General features: G+C 61.9%; 28 protein-coding genes and 1 tRNA gene. 18 read left to right on the top strand and 11 right to left on the bottom strand.

The features are described 5' to 3' along the window. Positions 1-9: 9 nt before the first annotated feature. Genes G7A66_RS13430 through G7A66_RS13440 form a run of 3 tightly spaced genes read right to left on the bottom strand, consistent with a single transcriptional unit; the run spans position 10 to position 2,323 of the window. Positions 10-312: a polyhydroxyalkanoic acid system family protein gene (locus tag G7A66_RS13430; RefSeq protein WP_174296182.1), complete on the bottom strand. Its 303-nt coding sequence runs from the start codon at positions 310-312 to the stop codon at positions 10-12. Then, positions 312-1,103, bottom strand: coding sequence for a hypothetical protein (locus tag G7A66_RS13435; protein WP_174296183.1), 792 nt, complete (start codon positions 1,101-1,103; stop codon positions 312-314). The genes G7A66_RS13430 and G7A66_RS13435 overlap by 1 nt, the downstream gene beginning before the upstream one ends. Beyond that, positions 1,103-2,323 (bottom strand): toxic anion resistance protein, encoded by a 1,221-nt coding sequence (locus G7A66_RS13440; protein ID WP_232366899.1) that lies wholly within the window; start codon positions 2,321-2,323, stop codon positions 1,103-1,105. The genes G7A66_RS13435 and G7A66_RS13440 overlap by 1 nt, the downstream gene beginning before the upstream one ends. A 189-nt stretch (positions 2,324-2,512) precedes the next feature. On the opposite strand from G7A66_RS13440, the gene G7A66_RS13445 reads away from it, so the two are divergent. Next, the gene (locus G7A66_RS13445) at positions 2,513-4,066 is read left to right on the top strand and encodes a TIGR00341 family protein (protein WP_332310565.1); all 1,554 of its coding nucleotides are present in this window, start codon (positions 2,513-2,515) and stop codon (positions 4,064-4,066) included. 21 nt (positions 4,067-4,087) lie between these two features. On the opposite strand, the gene G7A66_RS13450 is transcribed toward G7A66_RS13445, so the two are convergent. Then, a complete protein-coding gene (locus G7A66_RS13450; RefSeq protein ID WP_174296184.1) occupies positions 4,088-5,899 on the bottom strand; it encodes a fatty acyl-AMP ligase in 1,812 nt (603 codons plus the stop codon). Positions 5,900-6,034: 135 nt separating this feature from the next. Here G7A66_RS13450 and G7A66_RS13455 point away from each other — a divergent pair, with 135 nt between their 5' ends. The 4 genes from G7A66_RS13455 to G7A66_RS13470 all read left to right on the top strand — a co-directional run bounded on the left by G7A66_RS13455 (position 6,035) and on the right by G7A66_RS13470 (position 8,187). Then, the gene (locus tag G7A66_RS13455; protein WP_174296185.1) at positions 6,035-6,607 is read left to right on the top strand and encodes a regulatory protein RecX; all 573 of its coding nucleotides are present in this window, start codon (positions 6,035-6,037) and stop codon (positions 6,605-6,607) included. Then, on the top strand, positions 6,608-7,147 hold the full coding sequence (locus G7A66_RS13460; protein WP_232366900.1) for a DUF192 domain-containing protein: 540 nt from the start codon (positions 6,608-6,610) through the stop codon (positions 7,145-7,147). It abuts the gene before it with no gap. A 66-nt stretch (positions 7,148-7,213) separates the two neighbouring features. Further along, a complete protein-coding gene (locus G7A66_RS13465; protein WP_174296186.1) occupies positions 7,214-7,615 on the top strand; it encodes an NADH:ubiquinone oxidoreductase subunit NDUFA12 in 402 nt (133 codons plus the stop codon). A gap of 8 nt (positions 7,616-7,623) precedes the next feature. Next, positions 7,624-8,187, top strand: a complete 564-nt coding sequence (locus G7A66_RS13470) for a DUF2155 domain-containing protein (RefSeq protein ID WP_174296187.1) — start codon at positions 7,624-7,626, stop codon at positions 8,185-8,187. On the opposite strand, the gene aat is transcribed toward G7A66_RS13470, so the two are convergent. Further along, positions 8,076-8,813 carry a leucyl/phenylalanyl-tRNA--protein transferase gene (gene aat / locus G7A66_RS13475; RefSeq protein WP_174296259.1) on the bottom strand — a complete coding sequence of 246 codons (738 nt, stop codon included), beginning with the start codon at positions 8,811-8,813 and terminating at the stop codon, positions 8,076-8,078. The genes G7A66_RS13470 and aat overlap by 112 nt on opposite strands. Before the next feature lie 120 nt (positions 8,814-8,933). Here aat and G7A66_RS13480 point away from each other — a divergent pair. Then, positions 8,934-9,009, top strand: a tRNA-Trp gene (locus G7A66_RS13480). Between the two features lie 586 nt (positions 9,010-9,595). Here the strand turns inward: G7A66_RS13480 and G7A66_RS13485 are convergent. Continuing rightward, positions 9,596-11,122: an alanine/glycine:cation symporter family protein gene (locus G7A66_RS13485; protein ID WP_174296260.1), complete on the bottom strand. Its 1,527-nt coding sequence runs from the start codon at positions 11,120-11,122 to the stop codon at positions 9,596-9,598. Positions 11,123-11,460: 338 nt separating this feature from the next. Here G7A66_RS13485 and secE point away from each other — a divergent pair, with 338 nt between their 5' ends. After that, complete coding sequence (gene secE / locus G7A66_RS13490; protein WP_332310567.1) at positions 11,461-11,655, top strand: preprotein translocase subunit SecE; 195 nt, start codon at positions 11,461-11,463, stop codon at positions 11,653-11,655. A gap of 46 nt (positions 11,656-11,701) precedes the next feature. Beyond that, on the top strand, positions 11,702-12,238 hold the full coding sequence (gene nusG, locus G7A66_RS13495) for a transcription termination/antitermination protein NusG (RefSeq protein WP_170004355.1): 537 nt from the start codon (positions 11,702-11,704) through the stop codon (positions 12,236-12,238). A gap of 140 nt (positions 12,239-12,378) precedes the next feature. Here the strand turns inward: nusG and G7A66_RS13500 are convergent, their stop codons facing one another. Then, on the bottom strand, positions 12,379-12,948 hold the full coding sequence (locus tag G7A66_RS13500) for a CC0125/CC1285 family lipoprotein (protein WP_174296189.1): 570 nt from the start codon (positions 12,946-12,948) through the stop codon (positions 12,379-12,381). Positions 12,949-13,617: 669 nt separating this feature from the next. Between G7A66_RS13500 and G7A66_RS13505 the strand changes: the two genes are divergently transcribed. From G7A66_RS13505 to G7A66_RS13540, 8 genes are all read left to right on the top strand, one after another. After that, a complete protein-coding gene (locus G7A66_RS13505) occupies positions 13,618-14,508 on the top strand; it encodes an alpha/beta fold hydrolase (RefSeq protein ID WP_174296190.1) in 891 nt (296 codons plus the stop codon). A gap of 154 nt (positions 14,509-14,662) precedes the next feature. Beyond that, on the top strand, positions 14,663-14,986 hold the full coding sequence (locus G7A66_RS13510; RefSeq protein WP_174296191.1) for a YnfA family protein: 324 nt from the start codon (positions 14,663-14,665) through the stop codon (positions 14,984-14,986). A gap of 203 nt (positions 14,987-15,189) precedes the next feature. After that, positions 15,190-15,540, top strand: coding sequence for an ArsR/SmtB family transcription factor (locus G7A66_RS13515; RefSeq protein WP_174296261.1), 351 nt, complete (start codon positions 15,190-15,192; stop codon positions 15,538-15,540). Beyond that, positions 15,537-16,001 carry an ArsI/CadI family heavy metal resistance metalloenzyme gene (locus G7A66_RS13520; RefSeq protein WP_174296192.1) on the top strand — a complete coding sequence of 155 codons (465 nt, stop codon included), beginning with the start codon at positions 15,537-15,539 and terminating at the stop codon, positions 15,999-16,001. Before G7A66_RS13515 ends, G7A66_RS13520 begins: the two co-directional genes overlap by 4 nt. Continuing rightward, entirely contained in the window at positions 15,998-16,405 is a 408-nt protein-coding gene (gene arsC / locus G7A66_RS13525; RefSeq protein WP_174296193.1) for an arsenate reductase (glutaredoxin), read from the top strand. The genes G7A66_RS13520 and arsC overlap by 4 nt, the downstream gene beginning before the upstream one ends. Further along, on the top strand, positions 16,398-17,453 hold the full coding sequence (gene arsB, locus G7A66_RS13530) for an ACR3 family arsenite efflux transporter (protein WP_174296194.1): 1,056 nt from the start codon (positions 16,398-16,400) through the stop codon (positions 17,451-17,453). The genes arsC and arsB overlap by 8 nt, the downstream gene beginning before the upstream one ends. A gap of 197 nt (positions 17,454-17,650) precedes the next feature. After that, complete coding sequence (locus tag G7A66_RS13535) at positions 17,651-18,088, top strand: hypothetical protein (protein WP_174296195.1); 438 nt, start codon at positions 17,651-17,653, stop codon at positions 18,086-18,088. A gap of 71 nt (positions 18,089-18,159) precedes the next feature. Beyond that, a protein-coding gene (locus G7A66_RS13540) for an IS5 family transposase (RefSeq protein WP_174296262.1) occupies positions 18,160-18,929 on the top strand; the annotation gives its coding sequence in 2 pieces (ribosomal slippage) (positions 18,160-18,475 and positions 18,475-18,929; 771 coding nt in all). 139 nt (positions 18,930-19,068) lie between these two features. Here G7A66_RS13540 and G7A66_RS13545 read toward each other — a convergent pair. Continuing rightward, complete coding sequence (locus G7A66_RS13545; protein ID WP_174296196.1) at positions 19,069-19,524, bottom strand: hypothetical protein; 456 nt, start codon at positions 19,522-19,524, stop codon at positions 19,069-19,071. A 475-nt stretch (positions 19,525-19,999) separates the two neighbouring features. On the opposite strand from G7A66_RS13545, the gene rplK reads away from it, so the two are divergent. Then, a complete protein-coding gene (gene rplK / locus G7A66_RS13550) occupies positions 20,000-20,431 on the top strand; it encodes a 50S ribosomal protein L11 (RefSeq protein ID WP_174296197.1) in 432 nt (143 codons plus the stop codon). 4 nt (positions 20,432-20,435) lie between these two features. Next, positions 20,436-21,134, top strand: a complete 699-nt coding sequence (rplA, locus tag G7A66_RS13555; RefSeq protein ID WP_174296198.1) for a 50S ribosomal protein L1 — start codon at positions 20,436-20,438, stop codon at positions 21,132-21,134. A 79-nt stretch (positions 21,135-21,213) separates the two neighbouring features. Here the strand turns inward: rplA and G7A66_RS13560 are convergent, their stop codons facing one another. Genes G7A66_RS13560 through G7A66_RS13570 form a run of 3 tightly spaced genes read right to left on the bottom strand, consistent with a single transcriptional unit; the run spans position 21,214 to position 24,088 of the window. Continuing rightward, positions 21,214-21,762 carry a pseudouridine synthase gene (locus tag G7A66_RS13560; protein WP_174296199.1) on the bottom strand — a complete coding sequence of 183 codons (549 nt, stop codon included), beginning with the start codon at positions 21,760-21,762 and terminating at the stop codon, positions 21,214-21,216. A 21-nt stretch (positions 21,763-21,783) separates the two neighbouring features. Continuing rightward, positions 21,784-22,548: a competence/damage-inducible protein A gene (locus G7A66_RS13565; RefSeq protein WP_174296200.1), complete on the bottom strand. Its 765-nt coding sequence runs from the start codon at positions 22,546-22,548 to the stop codon at positions 21,784-21,786. 4 nt (positions 22,549-22,552) lie between these two features. Next, positions 22,553-24,088, bottom strand: a complete 1,536-nt coding sequence (locus G7A66_RS13570) for a flavin-containing monooxygenase (RefSeq protein WP_174296201.1) — start codon at positions 24,086-24,088, stop codon at positions 22,553-22,555. Positions 24,089-24,211: the final 123 nt, after the last annotated feature.

Genomic DNA, 24,211 nt, shown 5'->3' on the forward strand with positions numbered 1-24,211 from the left:
CGGTTGCGCCTAGTCGCTGCCGATCAGCCGCTGCCCCTGCTGGCGGATGGCGCCTTCCACCATGGGCTGGATGAAGGCGAGGGCGGGCGGCAGGTCCATCTCGAACACTACCTCGTCGTCCAGCACGTCGACATGGCCGCGCACCTGCTGGCCCATGGCGGAAACGGTCAGATTCATGCGGTCTTCCGAAGGCCAGTCGGTCGCCACCTCGGCGGCCCCGCCGGGTATGTTGTCCTGGATCTTGTGGCTCTTGGCCCGCAGGCGGTTGCGGATCGTTGCGCGATCCTTGTCGTGGGGAATGGCCACGCGCATTACTCGATCTCCTTCGCGGGCGCAGGGCTTTCATTTGCTCCGGCCAATTGTTCCGTGCCGCCATAGCGGTAATCCAAATAGCGGTGCTTGATCGCGAGATCGTCCAGCGCACCATCGGCCAATTGCCGGGTCACGCTGTCGATCTCAAGGCTGATCTTTTCCAGCCCCTGCGTCACCTGTTCGTCGGGCGAGGCACCGCCGCGCTGCTCATTCCGCAGATGGGCAGGGACCTTGCGGTAGCTGTCGACCATTTCGGGCAGATGTTCGCCGACCAGCTTGCGCACCTCGCGCGCAGCGGGGTGGGACTGGTCCACGGTTTCGAGCTGTAGCCCCAGCGCGTCCAGCTGCACCCCGAGCCGGTCGACGACGTCCACCGCCGGCGGCGGCAGGGCCGGGCGCTGATGTTCCAGCCACATCTCGGTATTACCGACCAACTGCCGCACGTCGCCCTTGCTCAGGCCCTTCTGCAGATCGGCGCGGGTGGGCGCCTTGATCCGGGGGAAGGTCGCAAGGGCAACGACGGCGGCGATCATCGCCAGCAGCGTGACCATGACGCCAATGAAGCCGATGCCGTCCAGCACCAGCCCCGCCACCATTGCGGCGATGACGATCGCGCCGATGGACAGCACGATGCGCTTCAGCTTGGCCATCCAGTGCTTGATCTTGATATCCGCCGAACGCTGGCCGATCGACTTGCTCACCGCCTTGCGGCGGCCGCCCGCGCGCTGCACCGTGAGCGACTGGCTGGCCGCGCTCAGGATCCGGTCGGAATCATGCGCCTCGCGTGCCATCAGTTCTCCACCGATAGCAGCGAGGGCGCTTCGATACGGCTTGCGGCCTGCGACTGCCCTTCGGCACGCGCAATATAGCCTTTCGACTTCTCGACTTCGTCCGTCAGAACCTCGACCGTCTGCTTCATGGAATTGAGCGAGCGCAGCTTGAACTGGTCGACTTCGTCCATCGTGTCGTAGATGTTCTGGAAGGCGCGCTGCAGGGTCTCCAGCGGGATGGTGCTGGCTGCGGCCTGTTCGTGGATCTTGCCGGTCTGGTCGCGCAGCATCTGCCCCGTGGAATCGATGATGCCTGCCGTGGTTTCGTTCAGGCTGGTGATCTGTTGCAGCACCAGGCGCTGGTTGGTCATGGCCTGAGCGACGGTAACCGCGGTGCGCAGGGCGGCCACGGTGGTCGTGCTGGCGCGGTCGACGCCTTTCACCAGTTCGACATTGTTCTTCTTGACCAGATCGAGAGAGAGATAACCCTGCACGCTGACCGCCATCTGCGTCAGCAGATCCTGCGTACGCTGCCGCACGTAGAACAGCGCCGTTTCGCGGATCGCCTTGGCCTTCGCCGGATCGGTGGAATCGAGATCCGCCGCCTTTTCCTCAAGCCGTTCATCCAACGCGCGGGAAATGTGGATCATCTGTTCCAGATTGCCCATCGCCTCCCACAACTTCTGCCGTTCGACATCGATGGCGGCATTGTCCATCAGCAATTCGTCCTTGCCGGACGCCAGCCGCTCCAGAATGGCCTGGATGTGCCCCTGCGCGGATCGGTAGCTGTCAAAATAGCGCTTCAGCTTGTTGCCGAAGGGAATGATGCCGAACAGCTTGCGCCCGCGCAGCTTGCCCTTGCGGCCCGGGTCGAGTTCTTCAACCGTGCGGCGCAATTCGGCAAGATCGGTGCCGACGCCGCTGTCCTTGTCCATCGCGCGCACGGGCCGGTCGAGGAAGCGGTTCGACATGCCGGCCGCCGTGGCGATCTCCTTGCGGCCCATGTTGGTGAGCTGGTCGACCTTCTTGCCGAATTCGGGCGAATTGGCATCGATGGAGACCAGTTCGGCGACGAAACCATCCACCTTGTCGTCCAGCTTCGATCGCTTGTCCTCCGACAGCGGAACGAGGCCCGCAGCCTTTTCCGCAGTGACGCGCGGCACCGGATCGGGTGCTGTGAGTTCCAGATCATTCGCGGTCTTCGTCGCGACTCTCGCTTCGGTATTCTGCATATCGGCCATCGGCATCATCCTTCTGTCGCAAATTATGGCATCGCATGGTGTGTTGTGCAACTATAGCAGTGCCAAAGACCGGCGAAAAATCCTGCTGCGATGGTGTGTCATGCCAATGCGGGCGGTGGCAAGCGGGTTCCCCTGCGTGCGCGCCGCTATATAAGGCGATTCTTCAAGCGAACGAATGACGGAGGCCGCGTGGCCGAGACACAGGCAGGCACCTCGGAACAGCACAGGTCGATGGACGAGGTGATCGCCGACAGCTGGGCGGTCTTCCGCCGCTGGTGGAGCATGTCCGTCGTCGGCACGGTCAAACGGCAGGAGGTGATCGAGAAACGCCGCGCGGAGGCCTATACCTCGCCGCGTTATCTGTTCATGCTGGCGATGTCGGCGGGCATCGCCGTGCTCGGCCTGCTGCTGTCGTCACCTGCCGTGGTGATTGGCGCGATGCTGATCGCCCCGCTGATGGGGCCGATCATCGGGGCGGGTTTCGCCCTCGCCATTGGCGATTACAAATGGCTGCGCGGATCGGTACGGGCGCTGGTGGCGGGCACAATACTGGCCGTGGGCCTGTGCGCCTTCATCGTCTTCATCTCGCCCTTGAAGACCATTACGCCCGAAATTGCCGCACGCACGCGGCCGAACCTGTTCGACCTCGGCATTGCGGTGTTCTCGGCACTGGCGGGCGCCTATTCGATGATCCGGGGGCGCGAGGGCACTATCGTCGGGGTGGCCATCGCCACGGCGCTGATGCCGCCGCTGGCCGTGGTCGGCTTCGGTCTCGCCACCTTCAACTGGACCGTGTTTTCCGGCGCGATGCTGCTGTTCGTCACCAATCTGATGACGATCGCGCTGGTCGCCACCATCATGGCGCGGCTCTACGGCTTCAGCGCGGCCTTGTCCGAGAGGCAGACGCGGCTTCAGACCATCATCATCGTCGCCGTCTTTGTCGCGCTGGCCGTTCCGCTGTTCCTGTCGCTGCGGCAGATCGTGTGGGAGACCAATGCCGCGCGGCAGATCCGCGACACGGTCCTGTCGAGTTTCGACGGGGACGCGCGCCTTTCTCAGGTGGATTTCGACCTCGATCTCGACCCGATCCAGGTGTCGGCGACCGTATTGACCCCCGAACTCGAACCCGCCGCCGAACGCGCCAGCCGCACCGCCCTGCGCAAGGTTCTGGGGCAGGAGGTCGATCTCGACCTGACGCAATTCCGCGTCGGCACGGCGCGCGGCGCGGAGGAAGCGGAATTATCGGCGGCGCAGGCCCGTGCCGAACGCGAACGAGCGAGCCAGATCGACGGGATCGCCGATAGCCTTGCCATGGTGGCTGGAGTCGATACCTCCGCCATCACCCTCGATGTCAGCAACCGCCGCGCCGTGGTGCGGGCCCGGCCGGTCCCGGGGGCGAGCCTGGCGACCTATCGCGCGCTGGAGAGCCGTGTCGCCGCGCGCTGGCCCGACTGGACGATCCAGTTGCTGCCGCCGCTGCAGGCCTTGCCGGAAATCCCGTTCGAGGCCGGTGAGCCGACCGCAGCCGGGCAGCAGGCGCTTCGAATTACCGTCTGGGCCGCCGAGCGGCTGGGCCTGCCCTTCGCTTTGCGGGGCGGAACGCCGGAGACGCGGGAAAGGGCGGTTGAGATCCTGCTGGAGGACGGCCTCGATCCTGCGCTCGCACCCGAACTGATCCAGGGCGGGCCGGTCATGCAGGCGCGCTGGAATACGGCGCCCGAAAACGACCTCGCCGCTCCCTGACCGCGGCGGGAGGATTCCGGATCAGGCGGCGAGATCGAGTGGCTGGATTTCGCCGGCCAGATACATCCGTTTCGCCTTGGCGCGGCTCAGCTTGCCGCTCGACGTGCGCGGCAGGGTGCGCGGCGGCACCAGTTCGACGACGCAGTTCATGCCGGTGATGGAGCGAACCTTGTCGCGGATCTGCTCCCGCAGTTTCAGGCGTTCATCGGGGTCGGAAACGCGGCAATGCACCAGCACGGCGGGCGATTCCTCGCCATTGTCGGCCTCGATGCTGAAGGCCGCGATGTCGCCGTGATTGAAGCCCGGCAATTGCTCCACGGCCCATTCGATATCCTGGGGCCAGTGATTCTTGCCATTGATGATGATCATGTCCTTGGCGCGGCCGACGATGAACAGGTAATCATCGGCCATGTAGCCCATGTCGCCGGTATCCAGCCAGCCGTCGACCAGACAATCGCGGGTCGCATCCTCGTCGCGGAAATAGGAATGCATGACGCTGGGTCCTCGGCACCAGACCTTGCCGATCTGGTGGTCGGCGCGCTTCGTGCCTTTTTCGCCGCGTATCTCGACGGCCATGTCCTTTACCGGCTTGCCGCAATTGACGATGGCGCGGTAGCGGGCGGGGCGCGATAGATTGCGCGGCGCGCCCGAAAGCTTCTCTTCCGCCACCAGTTCGACCTTGATGCCTTCACCCGGCGGCATGACGGTGACCGCCAGCGTCGCTTCGGCAAGGCCATAGCTGGGGGTGAAGGCCTTGGCCCTGAAACCTGCGGGCGCGAAGGCGTTGACGAAATTCTGCATGACATCGGGCCGGATCATGTCCGCGCCGTTGCCCGCCGTCCGCCAGCGCGACAGATCGAACCGTTCGGCCACATTGCTCTGGCTGGAGATGCGGCGCGCGCAAATGTCGTATCCGAAGGTCGGCGAATAGGAGAGGGTATTGCCCTTGTTGCGGCTGATCAGGTCGAGCCAGGCGAGCGGGCGGCGGGCGAAATGCTCCGTCTTCAGATAATCGACCGACATCTGGTTGGCGATCAGCGACAGGAAACAGCCGACAAGGCCCATGTCGTGATACCACGGCAGCCAGCTGACCACGCGGTCGTCCTTGCCGGCATCGGTCGCTTCCGCATGGCCGGCCAGATTATTGAGCAGCGCCTCATGCGTGACGGCAACACCGGTGGGAAAGCGGGTCGAGCCGGAGGAATATTGCAGGTAGCAGATGTCGCCGGGCCTGGCTTCGGGCAGGTCGCAAGCGGGTGCGTCTTCTTGCGCAAAGCTTTCCCAGTCGACGCCTTCGCAGCCCTGCCGCTTTACCGCAGCGTCGGCCATATCGGCGATCTCGGCCGGATAGAGCAGCATTTTCGGATCGCAGCTCTGCAGCTGGATGGCGAGCTGTTCGATATAACCTTCCTTGCCGCCGAAAGTGGTCGGCAGGGGCAGCGGCACTGGCCATGCACCGGCATAGACCGCGCCGCAGAAGAGCGCCGCGAACTCGGGCCCGGTTTCCGCGACCATCGCCACGCGGTCCCTGGGGCGGATACCCGCCGCCACCAGCCGCCGCGCGCTCGCCAGTGCGTCGTCGCGCATCTCGGCAAAGGTGTAGACCCGCTCCAGCGTTCCGCGCATGTCATGGAAGTTCATCCCCTTCGCGCTGCGGGCGGCATAATCGACCGCATCGTTGAAGGTCGGGAAATCGGATCGCCTGCGAGGCAGCGGACAATCGTTCGGCGTGGGGACGAGTGCTGCGGGTGCCGAAGCGTGTCCGGACGCAATTCCTGTCGAGGTGCCGGCAATAGTCTGCCCGTCTGCGTCGTTCTGTGATTTGGCGGTCATAATGCGTGGCGATACCCGTTGATGATGAACGCTGGCTGGCGCTGTGTTCTTCCTGCGGGGGGCGACAGGATTATTTTCGCGTGTTTGCCCAAGTTATTTTCCCAATCGGCAGGGACTGTGGCATTATTATGGCCGATGACGGGCCGCCAGACCAGACCCCGGCGCGAAAAACGTGTGCCAAAGCCGCTCGACAAGCCGCGGCTGGAGGAACTCGCCCTCGGCTATGTCGCCCGCTTTGCCACCAGCAGCCGCAAGCTGGAAGACTATCTCAAGCGGAAATTGCGCGAACGCGGATGGGAGGGGGAGGACCAGCCGCCCGTGGCCGCAACGGTCGCCCGCTATGTCGATCTCGGCTATATTGACGATGCCGCCTATGCGAAGGCGAAGTCGGGCGGATTGCTGCGCCGTGGTTACGGCCCGCGCCGGGTTTCGCAGGCGCTCGGCGCTGCCGGGATCGCGGAGGACATACGCGAGGATCTGAAAGCGGGCGAGGCAGCGCAGCGCAGCGCGGCGCTTGCACTGGCGAGGAAACGCCGCTTCGGCCCCTTCGCGGCAGAACCCGTCGAGCGCGACAAACGCGAAAAGCAGATTGCCGCCATGCTGCGGGCAGGGCACGGTTTCGATATAGTGCGGCAGGTGATGAATGCCGAAAGCGCGAGCGAGGCCGAGCAATGGGCCGCCGAAGCGCAGGATGAGGACGATTTGTAAATGATGTTCATAATTAACGCGGCGCATTCCGGCTTCCGGTCATCAGCGGCCGCGATATTGGCTGCGGCGATGCTGGCCGGGTGCTCCGCGCAGCAGGGGGGAACTGCAGCGCCGGCAGCGACTGAAGCTGCGGCACCAGCCGTGGCCCTGCATCCCGAATCCGGCCTGGAGGTCATTCCGCTGACCGTCACCGGGGCCAGCGGGCGCCACGACTTCCAGGTCGAGGTGGCGAGCAGCCCGCAGCAACGCGCGCAGGGGCTGATGTTCCGCACCGCGCTCGGCCCGAATGAAGGGATGTTGTTCCCCAGCGCCACGCCTGCGCAGCAGAGCTTCTGGATGAAGAACACCCCGCTGCCGCTGGACATCATCTTCATCGGCACCGACGGGCGGATCAGCAACATCGCCGCCAATACGACGCCCTATTCGCTGGATTCGGTCACGTCGACGGGCCTTGCCTCGGCCGTGCTGGAGATACCCGGCGGCCGCGCGGCGGAACTGGGCATCATGCCGGGCGACAGGGTGGAATGGCAGGCGCCCTGAGGATCATGGCCCGCGCCAATCGCTTACCGCTTGGCCAAATGAGCCGAATCGGCTAGTCGCGCGGGCATGGCCTTTTTCAATCCCTTCACCTGGTGGAACGGCGCGACGCTGGGCACTCTGATCGACAGCTGGCGTCACGGCGAGCAGGTCGGCACCGACGCGCAGGGCCACCGTTATTTCCGTGCCAAGCCGAACAAGCGCAACCCTGCTGCGCGCGAACGGCGTTGGGTGATCTATGAAGGTGCGAACGATGCCAGCCGGGTGCCGCCCGAATGGCATGGCTGGCTGCATGGTCGTTTCGACGACATACCCGAAAGCCATTTGCCACCCGCAAAAATCTGGGAAGTCGAATATACGCCCAACGCGACCGGCACCGCCGATGCCTATCGCCCGCAGGGTGCGCTGGAGCGGGGCGGAAAGCGCGTGCATGCGCGGGGCGACTACGAATCCTGGACGCCGGACAGCTGACCATTTCCATGCATGTGCCGGCCCCTCTTCGTGCCTTGCTGCTCGCCTGTCCGCTCGTGGCGCTTGCTGCCTGCGACCGTGCCCCCCCTCCGCCGGAGCCGGTGGAGACCGAGGTTCCGGAAGAACTGCGGCAGAACACGCCGCCCGCTGCCGTGGTCAGCGACGAAGCGCAGATCGGCACGCCCATGGCCGAGCGCGTCGCCACGATCGGCGTATTGAACAAGCGGAACAATATCTCCGAAGAACTGGAGATGAGCCCCGGCGATTCCCGCCGCATCGGCGACCTGATCGTCAGGATGCAGGCCTGCGAGCGCACGCCGCCCTGGGAACTGCCCAAGGAAACCGGCGCCTTCGTTCAGGTGATCGTGCGCGACGCGGGCGATGAAGACAATTGGCGCCGGGTGTTCTCGGGCTGGATGTTCAAGAATTCGCCGTCGCTCAACGTTGTCGAGCACCCCATCTATGATGTCTGGGTCAAGGATTGCGCGATGAGCTTCCCGGGCGAGGAAGCCGACCCTGCCGGTGCAGAGGACGAGGAAGCGGAAGAAGCCTCGGCCACCAGCCCGGCATAAGCCTCCGGCAAAGTCATTGCAGGCGTTCCATCCGCAGCGGCGACCATCTCCAGATATCGCCCCTGCGGCATCTCCACCGCGCCAAGCGACGCGAGATGTTCGGTCATGAACTGGCAATCGAGCAGGGCAAAACCCGCTCGGCGCATCATCGCAACCAGCCACGCCAGCGCCACTTTGGACGCATTGTCGGCAAGGCTGAACATGCTTTCGCCGCAGAACACCCGGTCGAAACTGACGCCGTACAGCCCGCCGACCAGCGCCTCGTCCTTCCAGCATTCCAGCGAATGGGCATGGCCGGCCTCGTGCAGCGACGAATAGCTGGCGAGAATGCGTTCGCTGATCCAGCTTTCCGGATGGCCCGGGCGGGGCGCAGCGCAATGGCGCATCACATCGGCGAAGGCGGCATTGCAGGTGATGGTGAAGCGATCCTGCCGAACCACTTTCGTCAGCGAGCGGGAGCAGACGAAGCCCTCGAGCGGGATAATCGCCCGCTCACGCGGTTCGACCCAGAAAATATCCGGATCGTCGCGCGAATCCGCCATGGGGAAAATCCCGCTGCGATAGGCGAGCAGCAGCATGTCGGCAGGAATCGGTTCTGGCTGCGGAGAAGGACCAATTGCGTGCATGCTGCCCATCTAGGCACAATTGCGCCGATTGCGAATAGCCACGTGCTTTCGAACCTCGCATTTGGCCGCAGCGCGTCCTTGCCAATCTGCCGCAAGCACCTTACAGGCCCGCTTGCGTGCAGGAGTGTAGCTCAGTTGGTAGAGCATCGGTCTCCAAAACCGAGGGCCGTGGGTTCGAGTCCCTCCACTCCTGCCAGCATCTCTTCAGACATTGTCCGGCTCCGCGCTGTAACCGCTCATATTCCGGCATGCACGCAGCTATCCTAGCGGTTTTCAGCCGCGAAACTGTTGGCCAGTTACGGGCATTTGGCTGGTGAAATGAGCCACTTGCCAACATTTTCGTACAGTCGATCACATCCGCAACTTCCAAGTTGAAATTGTCCCGTTTCGGCGCTGCAGCATCGGGAACCTTGCGCTGACCTGTGTGTTTCTGTCGTTGGAACGAAGCGCATTTGAGAGGAGTATGGCGATGTCGAACCTTAGCTTCCGTAGCAGCCAGCCCGATCGCTGGAATTCACCAAGGCCCTACAGCGATCCCTCCATGCGGCTTTTGCACCACGGCAAGATCCAGCCCATGGAAACCCCCGGGTTCCTTGCCCGCCTTTTCGGCCGGGTATGAGCGCCGGACATAAGTGCAACGGCTGAGGCTACCCGCTCATAGCATTAAAGCGATTCACGTAACCTCGACATGACCGCGCCGATGACGCGCAGCCCCTTCATTACAGAAAATCAGCCGCCGCTCGTTCCGAACCGATGTTCAGGCAGAGCGGCGGCTCCCTCACTCAATATTCGTCCGGTTCTTCCTGCGTGTCCGCGCGGTATTCCTTACCGGCCTTGCGATCGCCCTTCGCCAGCTTGAACACCACGCCCGACAGCAGCGCCAGAGCCAGCAGGTTCGGCAGCGCCATCATCGCGTTGGAGATGTCGCCCATGCGCCAGACCAGCTCGGAAGGCTGGCTCGCCCCGATGTAGATCGCGACGCACCACAGCACACGCCAGGCGTAATGCAGGCCCTTCTCACCGCCGCGCGTCGATCCAGGCACGCGGTCGTAGATGAAGGTGATCGCCCGCTCACCATAATAGGACCATGTCAGCAGCGTGGTGAACACGAACAGGATCAGCGCGATACTGGCGACAAGGGTGCCCACGGGAATGCTGGCAATGGCCAGCGGGAACGCCGCTGCGAAAGCACCCGACGTCATGGCAAAGCCGGTCAGGTCGGACTGCCAGGCATGCTGCACCGCCTGTCCGCCGCCGGTGAATTCACCTTCCACCGTCAGAATGACCAGCGCGGTCATGGTGCAGATGATCACGGTGTCGATGAAGGTGCCCAGCATCGCCATGCGGCCCTGCTGTTCCGGATCGTCCGTCTGCGCCACGGCATGCGCAATCGGGGTGGAGCCCTGGCCCGCCTCGTTGGAGAACAGGCCGCGCGCCACGCCTGCGCGTATGGCGATGATCAGCGCCGCGCCGGTGAAGCCGCCGACCGCGCTCTGCGGATTGAAAGCCCCGTGGAAGATACGGGCGAAGGTTTCAGGGATGTCCTGAATGTCGAGCAGGATGGCGATGGCCGCCATCACCAGATAGGCCGCGGCCATGAAGGGCACGACTTTCTCCGCCACATTGCCGATGGACTTGATGCCGCCGATGATTACCACGAACACGGCCAAGGCGGTGATCAGACCGCCCAGCCATTCTTCCAGGCCGAACAATTCGTTCAGACCGTCGGCGACGGCATTGGCCTGGATGGAATTGCCGGTGATCAGCGCCGACACCAGCGTTCCGATGCAGAACAATATGGCCAGCCACGTCCATTTCGGGCCAAGGCCCATCATGATGTAGGTCATCGGTCCGCCGCGATAGGTGCCGTCAGACGTGCGTTCACGGTAGCGGATGGCGAGCGACCCTTCGGCGAAGCCCAGTGCCATGCCGATCAGCGCGGTGACCCACATCCAGAAGATCGCGCCCGGCCCGCCCAGCGACAGCGCCGTCGCCACGCCCGCCAGATTGCCGGTGCCCACCTGGCCCGAAAGCGCGGTGGACAGCGCCGCGAAAGGAGAAATCTCGCCCGCGCCTGACGTCTTGCGCCCGGCGAACAGGCCCTTGAAGGCACTGCCGAGGTTCCGGATCGGATAGAAGCGCAGCCCCACCATGATCCACAGGCCGACGCCCAGAAGAATGAAGACCATGGGCGGGAAGGCGATGACTTCCTCGCCGTTCCAGGTGCCGCCCCAGATGAAGTCGGAAATATTGGTGATCGGCGCGATCAGCGCTTCCGATCCTGATAAAGTCGTATCCTGCGCAGCCATGCGGCCCCCCTTGGCGTCATCCACGAAAGCAAGGGTGCTAGAGCGGAGCGAAGGATTGTGCCAGCCCTTATGTGCCGCTGATGTCATGGCCCCCGAGCGGGCGTTTGGCGGTCTTGCCATTCGGCGCCCTTGCGCCTACACCGCATCGTCTTTCCGACATCGGAGCCGATTTAAGCCCCTCCCGACCTTGCATCGGGGCGGCGCTGGCCCCATCCCGGAAGAGACGAGTAACATTTGCGAAGGCAGCGGGAACGGCAGACATGGCCAGGACGAACGGCAGCAAGACCAATGATGGACGCGGCAAGGACGCCGCCGATCGCGCCGCGCCCGCGCGCAGCGTGACCAAGACCTCGCCCGGCGAATTCATCCGCCAGGTGCGGACGGAAGCCAGCAAGGTCGTCTGGCCGACGCGGCAGGAAACGGTGACCACCGCGATCTTCGTCGGCATCATGGTCGTCATCCTGTCGCTGTTCTTCCTCGGCGTCGATTCGGCTTTCGGCGCCATCGTCGGCTGGCTGCTGACGCTGGCTTGAAGTCAGCTCAGCGCGACTACACCAAGACACTCATACAGGATTACACATGGCTCGCTGGTATATCATCCACGCCTATTCGGGGTTCGAGAACAAGGTTCGCGACGCGATCATCAGCGAAGCGGAACGGCTCGGCCTGTCCGACGGGGTCGAGGAGGTCGAAGTGCCGACCGAGACCATTACAGAGGTAAAGCGCGGCAAGAAGGTGCAGACCGAACGCAAGTTCATGCCGGGCTATGTGCTCGCCAAGCTGAACCTGACCGACGATGTCTATCACCTCGTCAAGAATACGCCCAAGGTCACCGGCTTTCTGGGCAGCGGCAACAAGCCGCAGGCGATTTCGGAAAAAGAAGCCGCGCGCTATTTCGGCGGCGTCGAGGAAGCGAAATCCGCACCCAAGAAGCAGGTCAGCGTCGATTACGAGATCGGCGATTCCGTCAAGGTGCTGGACGGCCCCTTCGCCAGCTTCAACGGCGTCGTGGAGGAACTGGATTTCGACAAGTCCAAGGTCAAGGTCGGCGTTTCCATCTTCGGCCGCGCCACGCCGGTCGAACTGGATTTCGAACAGGTCGAACTGTCGAAATAACGCACCTGACCATCTCCGCTGTGCGGCGTCCGGCACGAATTGATCCGAAGCCATTGTAACCGGCGGGAGCGCCGATGGCGAACGGCTTTCGGCGCGCTACGCGGTCTTATGACCGGCAGCGCTCCGAACAGCTGGTCTTCCTACCCGGGCATCTGCACATTGGCTTGCAGGCGCGCGATTACTTCGGAGGCATCGAAATTCGGTTGTGCTCCGGCCGGAGGCGTTCCGCGGTACATCCGCACGGTTGCTCTTGCGTCATATCGCTCGATGCGGTCGATATCGACCGTGGTTCCTGGGACGGGGCCGCCGATGAAGGGGTCATAGGTGTTGTAGGCACCGCCAACGCCGTAGAAGCCGTAAGTCGGCGTGAAGGTGGAATAGGTGCCGATACCGGTCGCGGGGTAGGTATCAACATCGGTCGAAACGCTGCGGTCCACGTTTTCACGCACCAGGCTGAAACCGTTGTAACCGCGCTGGCGCGTCAGTTCCGCAGCGCGGTAGAGCAGATAATCCTCGACCGTTTGACGGGAGGTGAACTGGTTTCCGGCAAAGGAAACCCGGTACAGGCCTTCACCCAGCCGCGTGCTACTATAGCCGAAATCCTGCGCCGTGGCCGACGCGCTCTGCGGTGCGTAGGGGGTGGACTGGCTGCACGCCCCCAGGCTGATTGCGGCTGCGGACAGGGCACTCACTAAGGCTAATCTGGTCATTCGCTTTCTCCTTAAGCGCTTGTAACCCCTTCCGTTTTCATTCAGCGCATGACGCAAGCCGGTGTTCCGAGAAAGTCTGGCACGGTTTGCATGAGGGCTTTGTCCAAGGTTCAGATGTTCGGACTAATTTTTTGAGTTCGATATAAGCGGACCAGCTGCTTCCAGTTATTCCGCGCCAGAAGCTGCCTGTCGGCTAACGACTCAGTTGCGGACGTTCGGCCTTCAGCTAAGCTGGCCTGATGGTTGGCAATGGCTACGAAGGCCTCAGTCGGGGTGATAGATGGGGTTGCGGGGCCGCAGGCCTTATTGGCGTTCCAACACTATTCTTCCTGTTCGGCCTTGCCGCACTTGGTGACTGCGCGTCGGAGTGCACTTGGGGCAAGCATCCCTTTTTCAATGTATTGCTGCCATTCGTTGCCGTGACGGCTCTGGTGTTCTTCGCGGTTCCTCACTGGTGAACCGCATGAGGTAATGTCCGTATTCCACCCCAAATTCAGACGTTCGCGCCTGCCGATAAGTTTACCAGGAACGGACCGGCAGCTTTCTGCAATCTTGTGCCAAAAGCTGACTGGCAGCTCACGACCCCATTGCAGACGTTTCGGAGACCTGTGACACTGCTCCTCGCGGGCCACGCTTGAGTGCCCTAAAAATCTTCTTCGGCGGAGTTCTATGCAGATTGAGCGCAACGGGTGGGTCATCAACTTCGAAGCGTTAAGCCCGAGGTCAGGTCCGCCTCTGGTCCTGATTGCAGGAATGGGCGAACAGATCGGCAGCGTGGAGTTTCCTGACGACCAAGCGCAGCTCTTTGCCGACAACGGCTACTACGTCATCAGGGTCGACAACCGCGATTGCGGCCTTTCGCTGCCTCACGTGGAGTTGCCCCGGAGAGACTTCATGCAAACCGTGGCCGCGGCACAATCAGGTGAGCAGGCTGAGATCGATTATACGCTGTGGGACAATGCTGACGACATCGCCGCAGTGCTCGACGAACTGGAGATCAAGCGAGCCCACTTTTGCGGCGCTTCGCTCGGAGGCTTGATCATTCGCTGGTTCGCTGTTCGGCATCCTCAACGGGTGCTCAGTCTGACCATCATCATGAGTGGTAGCGGTGCAGGCTTTGGTGACGATGGCCCGCAAGTCGGACCTGGCGCAATCGCCGCGATGAGCGGAAGAACGGGGCAGCCCGACCGAAGTCAGGCGATCGAGGCCTACGTGGAGAAGTGGCGTAGTTATTGGGGATCGGCGTTTCCGTTTCCAGAGGACTGGTTGCGAGAGCGAGCATCTGTCGCTCACGACCGCTCTTATCGTCCGGATGCATATGTGCGTCAGATGATCGCCGCCTTCGCTGCACCGGGTTTGTGGCATGCGCAACGGGCTATCGATTGCCCGATTCTTGTCATCCACGGTGATGAAGACTCTGTCTTCTCTATGGATCACCCCCGTGCGCTTCACGCGCTTTGGCCTCAGTCCCGTCTCGTCGAACTCCGTGGCGTCGGACATGCAATGCCAAAGGAAACGTGGGACGAGAGCATGAGCGAGATGATGAAGCTACACTCCTGACGAGCGGCAGCTTTCCACCCCACTTTCAGCTATTCTGGGCTCAGCGGCTCGATCCTGAAACCTGCCGAGCAGCTTCCGCCTCCCTTCCGCCAGAAGCGGAATTTCTCGAAGCGACCCCATTGCAGACATCGGCACCGACTGCGAAACGGGCCGAGTGACTGCTCTCGCCTACATCGGTGCTGCGCTAGCGGAGATAGCCGGATGCTTTGCCTTTTGGGCATGGCTGCGGTTGGACAGGTCACCGTGGTGGCTCATCCCGGGCGTGGCTTCCCTGTGTCTCTTCGCCTATTTGCTGACGCTCGTTGACGCGGAACATGCTGGTCGCACTTATGCTGCCTACGGCGGTGTCTACATCCTGTCCGCTCTTGTTTGGCTATGGCTCTTCGAGGGTGTGCAGCCCGACAGATGGGACGTCGGTGGGACCGCGCTCGCGCTTTTGGGAGCGGCAATCATCCTATGGGGTCCGAGGACCGCCTGACCATCCGCTTCGCACCTGGTTTCGTGACCTTCTCCGGCGAGCGAAACCCCGCCCAGAAGCACACCAATCGCTAACAACCTCATAGCCCTCGCTTGATCTCGCTCGGGCAAGGCGCTCCAGAGGCGAGCTGTGAACTATTTCGACGATCATAGAAATATCGCTTGACCATCCTCGCGAGCTGCAATATTTCGACATTCATGAAAATGAACTCACCAGCCGCAGTTGAAGCGCTCGGAGCTCTCGCGCAGGAACATCGCCTCGCGCTGTTCCGCCTGCTGGTTCAGGCGGGGGCCGCGGGAATGCCAGCTGGTGCAATCGCTAAAGAGCTAAAAATTCCCAACTCCTCGCTGTCGTTCCATTTAGCGCACCTCACCCGCGCCGGGTTGATCCAACAAAGACGCGAAGGTCGCTCACTCATCTACACCGCCGACTATGAGGCGATGAACTCTCTCGTCAGCTTCCTCATGGAGAACTGCTGCGGAGGTGCGACTTGTGCCCCCGAAGCCGCTTGCGGTGACGATGCCGCTCAACCTCAAGGAAAGGTATCCGCATGAAGCGCTTGCATGTTCACGTCGGGGTCGACGACCTCACCCGCTCCATCGGCTTCTATTCAACCCTGTTTGGCGCCGGGCCGACGGTTACCAAAGACGATTACGCGAAGTGGATGCTGGACGATCCGCGCGTCAACTTCGCGATCTCCTCCGGCAATGCTCACAAGGGCGTGGAGCATCTAGGCATCCAGGTGGAAAGCGCAGACGAGTTGCAGGAGGTCTATGGCCGCCTCAAAGCAGCCGACCGACCTGTTGTCGAAGAGGGCGCCACCACCTGCTGCTACGCCAAGTCGGAGAAGAGCTGGATTGCTGATCCGCAAGGCATCGTGTGGGAGGCATTCTTCACCAACGGTGAGGCGACGGTCTATGGCGACAATCCCGAACTGTCGGCTCTCTCCGCTAACTCTGCCGAAGCAACCTGCTGTGCGCCTGCGATGGCTCCCAAAGTGACGTGCTGCGGGTGAGCGTTACTATCTACCATAATCCCGCCTGCGGCACTTCGCGCAACACGCTGGCGCTAATTCGCGCCACCGGGACCAAGCCCAAGGTGATTGAGTATCTTGCCGACCCTCCTTCGCGTGATGTCCTGATGTGGTTGATCGAGCGAATGGAGATCGCGCCGCGCGACCTGCTGCGGCAGAAAGGCTCGCTGTATGCCGATCTCGCCCTCGACGACGAGAAGCTGACCGACCACGATCTCGTCAATGCAATGATGGAGCACCCTGTTCTGATCAATCGTCCGATCGTGGTCGGGCCACGCGGGGTCAAGCTATGCCGGCCTTCCGAACTAGTGCTCGATGTGCTCGACCAGTCGCTTCGGGAAGACTTTACCAAGGAAGACGGCGAGCTTGTGAGGGCACATGGCTGACGCACAGGGGCAAGCGAGCGCGCTCGGTGTATTCGAGCGCTGGCTCTCGCTTTGGGTTGCGCTGGCGATCGTGGCGGGGCTGGGGCTCGGAAACGCTCTGCCAGAGATTTTTGCCGCACTGGCCGAGATTGAATATGCTTCTGTCAACTTGGTGGTTGCGCTGCTGATCTGGGCCATGATCTTCCCGATGATGGTCGCGGTGGACTTCGCCAGCCTGCGCGACATCGGACAGCGGCCGAAGGGGCTGGTGCTCACGATTGTCGTAAACTGGCTCGTGAAGCCGTTCACCATGGCTGGACTTGCAGTCCTGTTCTTCGAGGTTGTCTTCGCCGACCTGATCGCACCAGCCGATGCGCAGCAGTATATCGCCGGGCTGATCCTGCTGGGTGCGGCGCCGTGCACGGCCATGGTGTTCGTATGGTCGCAGATGACCCGCGGTGACCCGGCCTACACGCTCGTGCAGGTCTCGGTAAACGACGTCATCATGATCTTCGCTTTCGCGCCCATCGTGGCGCTGCTGCTGGGGATCACCGACATTTCAGTGCCGTGGGAGACGCTGCTGCTCTCGACCGTGCTCTATGTGGTCATACCGCTTCTCGCTGGCGCGCTCACGAGGCGATACTTGCTGGCAAGGAGCGGCGGAGATACCGACGCGGTGACCCGTTTTACGTCGTCCTTGAAGCCGATCTCGGTGCTCGGACTCCTGCTGACGGTTGTTCTGCTGTTCGGGTTTCAGGGAGAGGTGATCGTCTCCCGTCCGCTGCTGATAGCTCTCATTGCCGTTCCGATCATCATCCAGAGCTACGGAATATTTTTCGTCACCTACGCCGCCGCGTGGGCGTGGCGGGTGCCGTTTCCAATCGCCGCACCTTGTGCCCTGATCGGCACCTCGAACTTCTTCGAGTTGGCCGTGGCCGTGGCGATCGGACTGTTTGGGTTGGGAAGCGGCGCTGCCCTTGCTACGGTTGTGGGAGTGCTGGTCGAGGTGCCGGTAATGCTGTCCCTCGTGGCGATAGCCAACCGGACGCAGCGGGGCTTCCCCCAGTAAGCCTCGTCAGATGAGATCAGGCTCTCAACAGCCGAGCTCAAAGCTGCCGGTCCGCTTTCCACCCCAATTTTGGACATTCGGACCTGCCGGAGTTTTCGCCAATAGCGGACTGGCTGCTTTCTGCCATTCTTTACCAAAAGCTGCCTGTCGGCTAACGACCCAATTGCGGACGTTCTCCGAATTGCTAAAATCAAACGATGAGTTTCTATTATTCAGCAATAGACGATAACGACGCGATCCGTGCAAACGACGTGCAGGGTGGACCGTGTCCCGATACCTCTGACTTTCCGTCCATTCACGAGCAAAGTGTGATGGCCTCGCCGCACCTCTGGGAACTCACCGCGATTGCAAATGGAACCCCTTATAGGGATTGCACCTCCGAACTTGTGCCTGTTTGGCCGGCCGGGGAATGCTCGACAGCGGAGCCGATTGCGCAGTTTATTCAACGCCTCCCGGACACTTTGCGTGACGACTTGGCGGATATTGATAATACGCCGGAAATCGCGGCGACTTGGGCAAAGAGCGTATGGGGTATGCAGCCTGATCAAGCCACTAAATTTATAAATGAAGTCAGGGAGCTAGCCGATCAAGCTCGTTCGGTCGGCGAGCATCTATATTGGTGGTCTTCTCTTTAGGCGGTAAACTCATAAACTGGGTTGCGCTTAGCGGCGGTGATTGATTCAAGGCCCGAGAAGGAGCCTTGCACATGCGTCGTCGTTTTGATCTGACAGATTTAGAGTGGTCGGTGGTCGAGCCACTGCTTCCGAACAAGTCTCGGGGTGTTCCCCGGGTGGATGATCGCCGGGTGATCAACGGTATCCTCTGGCGGTTCCGCACCGGCAGTCCATGGGCGGACATTCCCGAGCGTTACGGTCCCCAATCTACCTGCTACAATCGCTTTGTCCGCTGGCGCAGAGCCGGTGTCTGGGATCGGCTTCTGACGGCGGTTTCGCAGGCTTTCGACGGCGAGCTGGTGATGATCGACAGTTCTTCCATTCGGGTCCACCAGCACGGTGCGACCCTAAAAAGGGGGACCCAAATCGCTGCATGGGACGTTCCCGCGGCGGCTTGACGACCAAGATTCATGCCCTGGTCGATGGCCGGGGGCTGCCGATCCAACTACACCTGTCCGAAGGGCAGGCGAGCGATTGCAAACAGGCCGAGCCGCTGCTCGGCGCCCTGCCGAAAGGCAGCACCTTCCTTGCCGACAAAGCCTACGACAGCGATGCCATCCGCCGGCAGATCACAGCGCAGGGCGGCTTCGCCAACATCCCCGCCAAGCGCAACCGCAGGCAAAGCTTCGCCTTCAGCCAGTTCCTCTACCGCTATCGCAATCTGATCGAACGCTTCTTCGGAAAACTTAAGCATGCCAGAGGTTTGGCGACCCGCTACGACAAACGAGCCGACAACTTTCTGGCCGCCATCAAGCTCTTCTCAGCACGTCTCTGGATCAACGCTTACGAGTCTACTGCCTAGAGATCTCCTCCCCGTCCGTTTCCCACCCCGATTCCAGATATTCGCGCCTCTCAATTATTTTGCTGAAAGCGGACCGGCGGGCAGAGGCAATCAAGCAGGCAGTTCTGCCCTCTCAGAGTCGAACTGCCAGCCGCGCTCGTCAGTAGAACGCGTGCTCTCCGCTTACGGTCAGGTCGCGCGCGCTCTCGAGATTGACGTGCGTCTGGTAGTAGAACTTGTCCGTGCGGCGGCCGTTTGCGTGAAACCAGATCCTGGTCGTGCGGGCTGTTCCTCGAACGGCGATTGTCTTTCTGGAAACTGCCTCCGGCAAGGGTGCGCCCAGGCGATCTTCCAACGCGCGTTCGGCCTGTGGAGTCACGGCGATCGTCAGGTTTCGAGGATCGCGATAATCAGGTTGGGAATTGAGGAACAGCCGCCCGCCCTCGCGCCCGGTCCCGCGCACGACCATCTCGAACACGCCGGTGATGCCTTCCTCGGATTGCGCGGCGTTGATTACCGCCTGTTCCGGTGAAATGCGGAGCGGCAAACGGTCGATTGCCGGTGAAGCGCAGGAAGCCCCAAGAAGGGCGAGACTGGCAATAGAAGAGTTGCGCATCGAATCTCCGGAACCGCGATCGCCCTGATTATCGCATGGATTGTTGCCTTAAAAAAACTATTCAACATCCGGCAGCCGATACCCGAGCGAATAGTCGATCTTGCCGGAACAGGATGGCCGCCGACAGGCAATGCTTGCGGCGCGATCCGGCTTTCCTACAGGGGTGCTGCGGCCTAGCACCTGCTCATGCCCTTTCGCCTTTCGCATGCCACTTTATCGCTTGATTTCCAAAGCATGTGCCGGGGAGCAGCTTCCTTTTCAGAACAGTGTTCCATGTGTTCCATCGCCGGGCCGCGCGTCGCATTGGTAGAGGGCGGGGAAGGCGGCGTTTCGCTTGCATTGCCGCGCAAAATCGCTATGTGCGCGGCTCCCTGAAAAGGAACCACTGCGGGAGGCGAATGCGTTCGCTGTCTGACCGCTTATCATGAGGGCGCCTCGCCAGCGATGCGCCCGACAGTGTGAAAGGAGGCCACAAGTGGCCAAGAAGATCGAAGGTTACATCAAGCTGCAGGTGCCCGCGGGCGCTGCAAACCCGTCGCCCCCCATCGGCCCCGCCCTGGGCCAGCGCGGCGTCAACATCATGGAATTCTGCAAGGCGTTCAACGCCGCCACGCAGGATCTGGAAAAGGGCGCGCCGATCCCGACGGTCATCACCGTCTTCGCCGATCGTTCCTTCACTTTCGCCACCAAGACGCCGCCGGCCAGCTTCCTTATCAAGAAGGCCGCCAATCTGAAATCTGGTTCGAAAGAGCCGGGCAAGGTGTCCGCCGGAACCATCAAGCGTTCCAAGCTGTCCGAAATCGCGGAAACCAAGATGAAGGATCTGAACGCGAACGATATCGAACAGGCAACCAAGATCATCGAAGGCAGCGCGCGTTCGATGGGCCTCGAAGTGGTGGAGGGCTGAGACCATGGCAAAGCAGACCAAGAAGCAGAAGGCCCGCATCGCAAACCTGAACCCCGAAGCGGTTTACGATTTCGACGCAGCGCTGAAGACCCTGCGTGACAATGCCAGCGGCAAGTTCGACGAGACCGTCGAAGTCGCGATGAACCTGGGCGTCGACCCCCGCCATGCCGACCAGATGGTGCGCGGCATGGTGTCGCTGCCGCAGGGCACCGGCAAGGACGTGAAGGTTGCCGTATTCGCGCGCGGCGACAATGCCGACAAGGCGCTGGCCGCAGGGGCCGACAAGGTCGGTGCGGAAGATCTGATGGAAGACATGCAGGCCGGTAATCTCGATTACGACCGCGTAATCGCCACGCCCGACATGATGGGCGTCGTCGGCCGCCTCGGCAAGGTGCTCGGCCCCAAGGGCCTGATGCCGAACCCGAAGCTGGGCACGGTTACGCCCAACGTGGAACAGGCCGTGAAGGACGCCAAGGGCGGCCAGGTCGAATACCGCGTCGAAAAGGCCGGTATCATCCATTCCGGCATCGGCAAGATGAGCTTTACTGACGAGGCGCTGAAGGAAAACTTCCAGGCTTTCACCGGTGCTGTCGCTCGTGCGAAGCCCTCGGGCGCGAAGGGCAAATATGTGCGCAAGGTCTCGCTGACCAGCACGATGGGCCCGGGCCTGAAGATCGACACGGCAGGAATGGAAGGCGCCTGAGGCGCAGCCTGTCACATGAATTGAAGAAGGGCCGGCGGGGAAACCTGCCGGCCTTTCTCATGGCACCAGGGTTTTGCGTTCAGACCGCAATCTCGCGCCACTCGCCCGGGGCAAGGCCATCCACGGTCCAGCTACCCACGGCATGGCGTACCAGACGCAGGGTAGGGTGCCCGACCGCGGCCGTCATGCGCCGCACCTGCCGGTTTCGCCCCTCGCGGATGGTGAGCGACAGCCAGCAATCGGCAACGCTCTTGCGGAAACGGATCGGCGGATCGCGAGGCCAGAGATCAGGTACGGCAATCCGCTCGACCTCGGCGGGCAGGGTGGTACCGTCCTTGAGGCGCACGCCCTGCCGCAGCCTGTCGAGCGCGTCGGGCGAAGGTTCACCTTCGACCTGCGCGAGATAGGTCTTGGCCATCTTGTGCCGCGGCTCCGCAATCCGCGCCTGCAAGCGGCCATCGCCGGTCAGCAGCAGCAGCCCTTCGCTGTCCTTGTCCAGCCGCCCCGCCGGATAAACCCCGGGCACGGCAATGAAGCGCGACAAGGTCACCGCATCGGCCGCAACGCCGGAGTCTGAGAATTGCGACAGGCAGCCGAAAGGCTTGTTGAAGAGGATGAGAAGGGACATGGTGCTGCAACAGGCCCGCGTTCAGATCCCGCCCGGAGTGAAGTCGAAGCCAGCCGCGCTGAGCCCGTCGCACAGGCTGTGGAGGCAGCTATGCAACTGGTCGGCATCGGTGCTGCGGATGACGAAGTTGGCACCTACCTTGCCTTCGCGGAAGAAGGGATAGCTGCCGATCTGCGCATTCTCATGCGCTTTCTCGACCGTTCGCAGCAGATCCGCAACCTCGCTCTCGGGGATGAAGCCGCCCACCGTCTCGCTCATCAAGGGTGCGCCGCCTTCCAGTGTGCCGGTCAGTGCGTCCAGCATGCCTGCGGTGATGTGCGGCACGCCGGCCATCATGTGAATGTTGCCGATCTTGATGCCGGGCGCGCCAGACATGCGGTTGGGAATCAACTCGCCGCCTTCGGGAACACGCGCCATGCGCAGTCGCCCCTCGTTCAACCCACCCTTGTCCTTGTAATAGCGCTCGAGAATAGCCCGCGCCTCGGGATGGATGATGACCGGCACGCCAAGCGCAGTGGCCACGGCATCGACCGTGATGTCGTCGTGCGTGGGGCCAATCCCGCCGGTGGTAAAGAGGTAATCATTTCGGTCGCGCAGAATGTTGACCGCTTCCACGATGCGGCTTTCGACATCGGGAACGACGCGCACTTCATCAAGGCGGATATTCTGCACCTGCAACCAGCTCGCGACTTGCGAGATGTTCTTGTCGTGAGTCCGGCCCGAAAGGATCTCGTCGCCGATGACGACAAGACCCGCAGTCCAGATACGCTCGCCCGTGCTCGTCATAGTGCTATTCCGCTGCCTGAGCCCGGGCTGCAGAGGGGGCCGTGTCGAACTGCATGACGCCGTCGTCCACCCGGTCGTTCTTCATAGCGGCGCGGTCCTTGCGGTAGTCCTGATTAAGCCGCCAGGGCAGGTTTTTCGCGCTTTTCGGCATGATGTGTTTCGAGCGCTGGATATATCCGGACGAAAAGTCGAACAGATCGTCCTCCTCCAGCGCGTGATCTTCAGGCAAGATGGGCGTCGCGACATCCGCGACGATGGCCTGCATCTGGTTGAGCAGCTTGCAGACGTATTCCGAGTTCAGATCGGCCCGCAAGGTCCAGCTGGCGTTGAGATAGCCGAACACCACAGCAAGGTTCGGCAGGTTGGAGAACATGCAGCCCTTGTAATAGAAATGCTCGGAAAAATCGATCGGCTGTCCGTCCTTGCGCATGTCGATCTTGCCAGCGATCGCAAGGCTGAGGCCTGTGGCAGTCACGATGATGTCGGCGCGGATCAGCTTGCCCGATTTCGTCAGAATACCTTCCGGCACGAAACGGTCGATGTGATCGGTGACGATCTCCGCCCGATGCGCCTTGATCGCTTCGAACAAATCGGCATCCGGCACCAGACAAAGGCGCTGGTCCCACGGATCGTAGGGCGGGGTAAAGGTTTCGGCATCGTAGCGATTGCCGAGATGCTCCTTGATCTTGCCGGTCAGGAATTCACCGAACTTGGCGGGATTATTACGCGCGCGCTTGTAGAAGAAATCCTGCATGGTCACGTTCTTCCAGCGGGTCAGGCGATAGGCTATCTCTTCTGGCAGGATACGGCGCAGGGCGTTGGCGAATGCATCCTTGGCCGGGCGCGTCGCATACCATGTGGGCGTGCGTTGCAGCATCGTGACCATCTTCGCCTTGCGAGCCATGGAGGGCACGATTGTTACGGCGGTCGCACCCGATCCGATCACCACGACCCGCTTGTCGTCATAGTCCAGATCCTCCGGCCAGAATTGCGGATGGACGACCTGGCCATCGAAATCTTCCCGCCCTTTGAAACCTGCGTCGAACGGCTGATCGTAATCGTAATAGCCCGATCCCAGATACAGGAACCGGGCAGTCATTTCCGAGCGTCCCCGATCGTGTTCGGTGACGATGTGCCAAAGGGCGGATGAGCTATCCCAATCGGCGGAAACCACCGTCGCACCGAAGCGTATATGGCGGCGGATGTCGCGCTCGTCGGCAATCCGGTTGAGGTACTGGAGAATGGCCTCGCCATCGGCGATGCTCTTTTCGTGCTTCCAGGGTTCGAAGACGAAGCCCAACGTATGCATGTCACTGTCGGATCGCACGCCCGGATAGCGGAACAGATCCCAGGTTCCCCCAAGGTTTTCCCGCCGTTCCAGCAGGGTGAAGCTGCGGCCCGGACACATTGCCTGCAGATGCGCAGCCATGCCGATCCCGGAAAGGCCCGCACCTACGATCGCAACATCGACATCGGCTGAAACCGTGCTGCCCTGTGCGGTGCTTGCGGGAATTGTTTCTGCAGTCTGGTTGCGCACCATTGGCTCTCTCCGTTGTTGACACTGGTGTAAGTGGAACAGTTCGCCTTGGCAACGGATCTGGGGGTCGGCTGAAGGCAGGCAGTTGTGGACTGGTCTTGCTGCTCTGCTCTGGCTATCGCGCCG

The sequence above is a fragment of the Alteripontixanthobacter muriae genome (genome assembly GCF_013336795.1).
In the GTDB taxonomy this organism is placed as follows: Bacteria; Pseudomonadota; Alphaproteobacteria; order Sphingomonadales; family Sphingomonadaceae; genus Pseudopontixanthobacter; species Pseudopontixanthobacter muriae.

Excerpts from the sequence above, each read along its gene's own strand:
- G7A66_RS13505 (WP_174296190.1), top strand. The coding sequence starts at position 13,618 with ATGCAGATTGAGCGCAACGGGTGGGTCATCAACTTCGAAGCGTTAAGC.
- G7A66_RS13455 (WP_174296185.1), top strand. The coding sequence starts at position 6,035 with ATGACGGGCCGCCAGACCAGACCCCGGCGCGAAAAACGTGTGCCAAAG.
- nusG (WP_170004355.1), top strand. The coding sequence starts at position 11,702 with ATGGCTCGCTGGTATATCATCCACGCCTATTCGGGGTTCGAGAACAAG.
- aat (WP_174296259.1), bottom strand. The coding sequence starts at position 8,813 with ATGCACGCAATTGGTCCTTCTCCGCAGCCAGAACCGATTCCTGCCGAC.
- G7A66_RS13520 (WP_174296192.1), top strand. The coding sequence starts at position 15,537 with ATGAAGCGCTTGCATGTTCACGTCGGGGTCGACGACCTCACCCGCTCC.
- rplA (WP_174296198.1), top strand. The coding sequence starts at position 20,436 with ATGGCAAAGCAGACCAAGAAGCAGAAGGCCCGCATCGCAAACCTGAAC.
- G7A66_RS13465 (WP_174296186.1), top strand. The coding sequence starts at position 7,214 with ATGGCCTTTTTCAATCCCTTCACCTGGTGGAACGGCGCGACGCTGGGC.
- G7A66_RS13535 (WP_174296195.1), top strand. The coding sequence starts at position 17,651 with ATGAGTTTCTATTATTCAGCAATAGACGATAACGACGCGATCCGTGCA.
- G7A66_RS13560 (WP_174296199.1), bottom strand. The coding sequence starts at position 21,762 with ATGTCCCTTCTCATCCTCTTCAACAAGCCTTTCGGCTGCCTGTCGCAA.
- G7A66_RS13450 (WP_174296184.1), bottom strand. The coding sequence starts at position 5,899 with ATGACCGCCAAATCACAGAACGACGCAGACGGGCAGACTATTGCCGGC.
- G7A66_RS13515 (WP_174296261.1), top strand. The coding sequence starts at position 15,190 with ATGAACTCACCAGCCGCAGTTGAAGCGCTCGGAGCTCTCGCGCAGGAA.
- G7A66_RS13440 (WP_232366899.1), bottom strand. The coding sequence starts at position 2,323 with ATGGCCGATATGCAGAATACCGAAGCGAGAGTCGCGACGAAGACCGCG.
- G7A66_RS13500 (WP_174296189.1), bottom strand. The coding sequence starts at position 12,948 with ATGACCAGATTAGCCTTAGTGAGTGCCCTGTCCGCAGCCGCAATCAGC.
- G7A66_RS13570 (WP_174296201.1), bottom strand. The coding sequence starts at position 24,088 with ATGGTGCGCAACCAGACTGCAGAAACAATTCCCGCAAGCACCGCACAG.
- G7A66_RS13430 (WP_174296182.1), bottom strand. The coding sequence starts at position 312 with ATGCGCGTGGCCATTCCCCACGACAAGGATCGCGCAACGATCCGCAAC.
- G7A66_RS13565 (WP_174296200.1), bottom strand. The coding sequence starts at position 22,548 with ATGACGAGCACGGGCGAGCGTATCTGGACTGCGGGTCTTGTCGTCATC.
- G7A66_RS13545 (WP_174296196.1), bottom strand. The coding sequence starts at position 19,524 with ATGCGCAACTCTTCTATTGCCAGTCTCGCCCTTCTTGGGGCTTCCTGC.
- arsB (WP_174296194.1), top strand. The coding sequence starts at position 16,398 with ATGGCTGACGCACAGGGGCAAGCGAGCGCGCTCGGTGTATTCGAGCGC.
- G7A66_RS13470 (WP_174296187.1), top strand. The coding sequence starts at position 7,624 with ATGCATGTGCCGGCCCCTCTTCGTGCCTTGCTGCTCGCCTGTCCGCTC.
- G7A66_RS13460 (WP_232366900.1), top strand. The coding sequence starts at position 6,608 with ATGATGTTCATAATTAACGCGGCGCATTCCGGCTTCCGGTCATCAGCG.
- G7A66_RS13435 (WP_174296183.1), bottom strand. The coding sequence starts at position 1,103 with ATGGCACGCGAGGCGCATGATTCCGACCGGATCCTGAGCGCGGCCAGC.
- G7A66_RS13485 (WP_174296260.1), bottom strand. The coding sequence starts at position 11,122 with ATGGCTGCGCAGGATACGACTTTATCAGGATCGGAAGCGCTGATCGCG.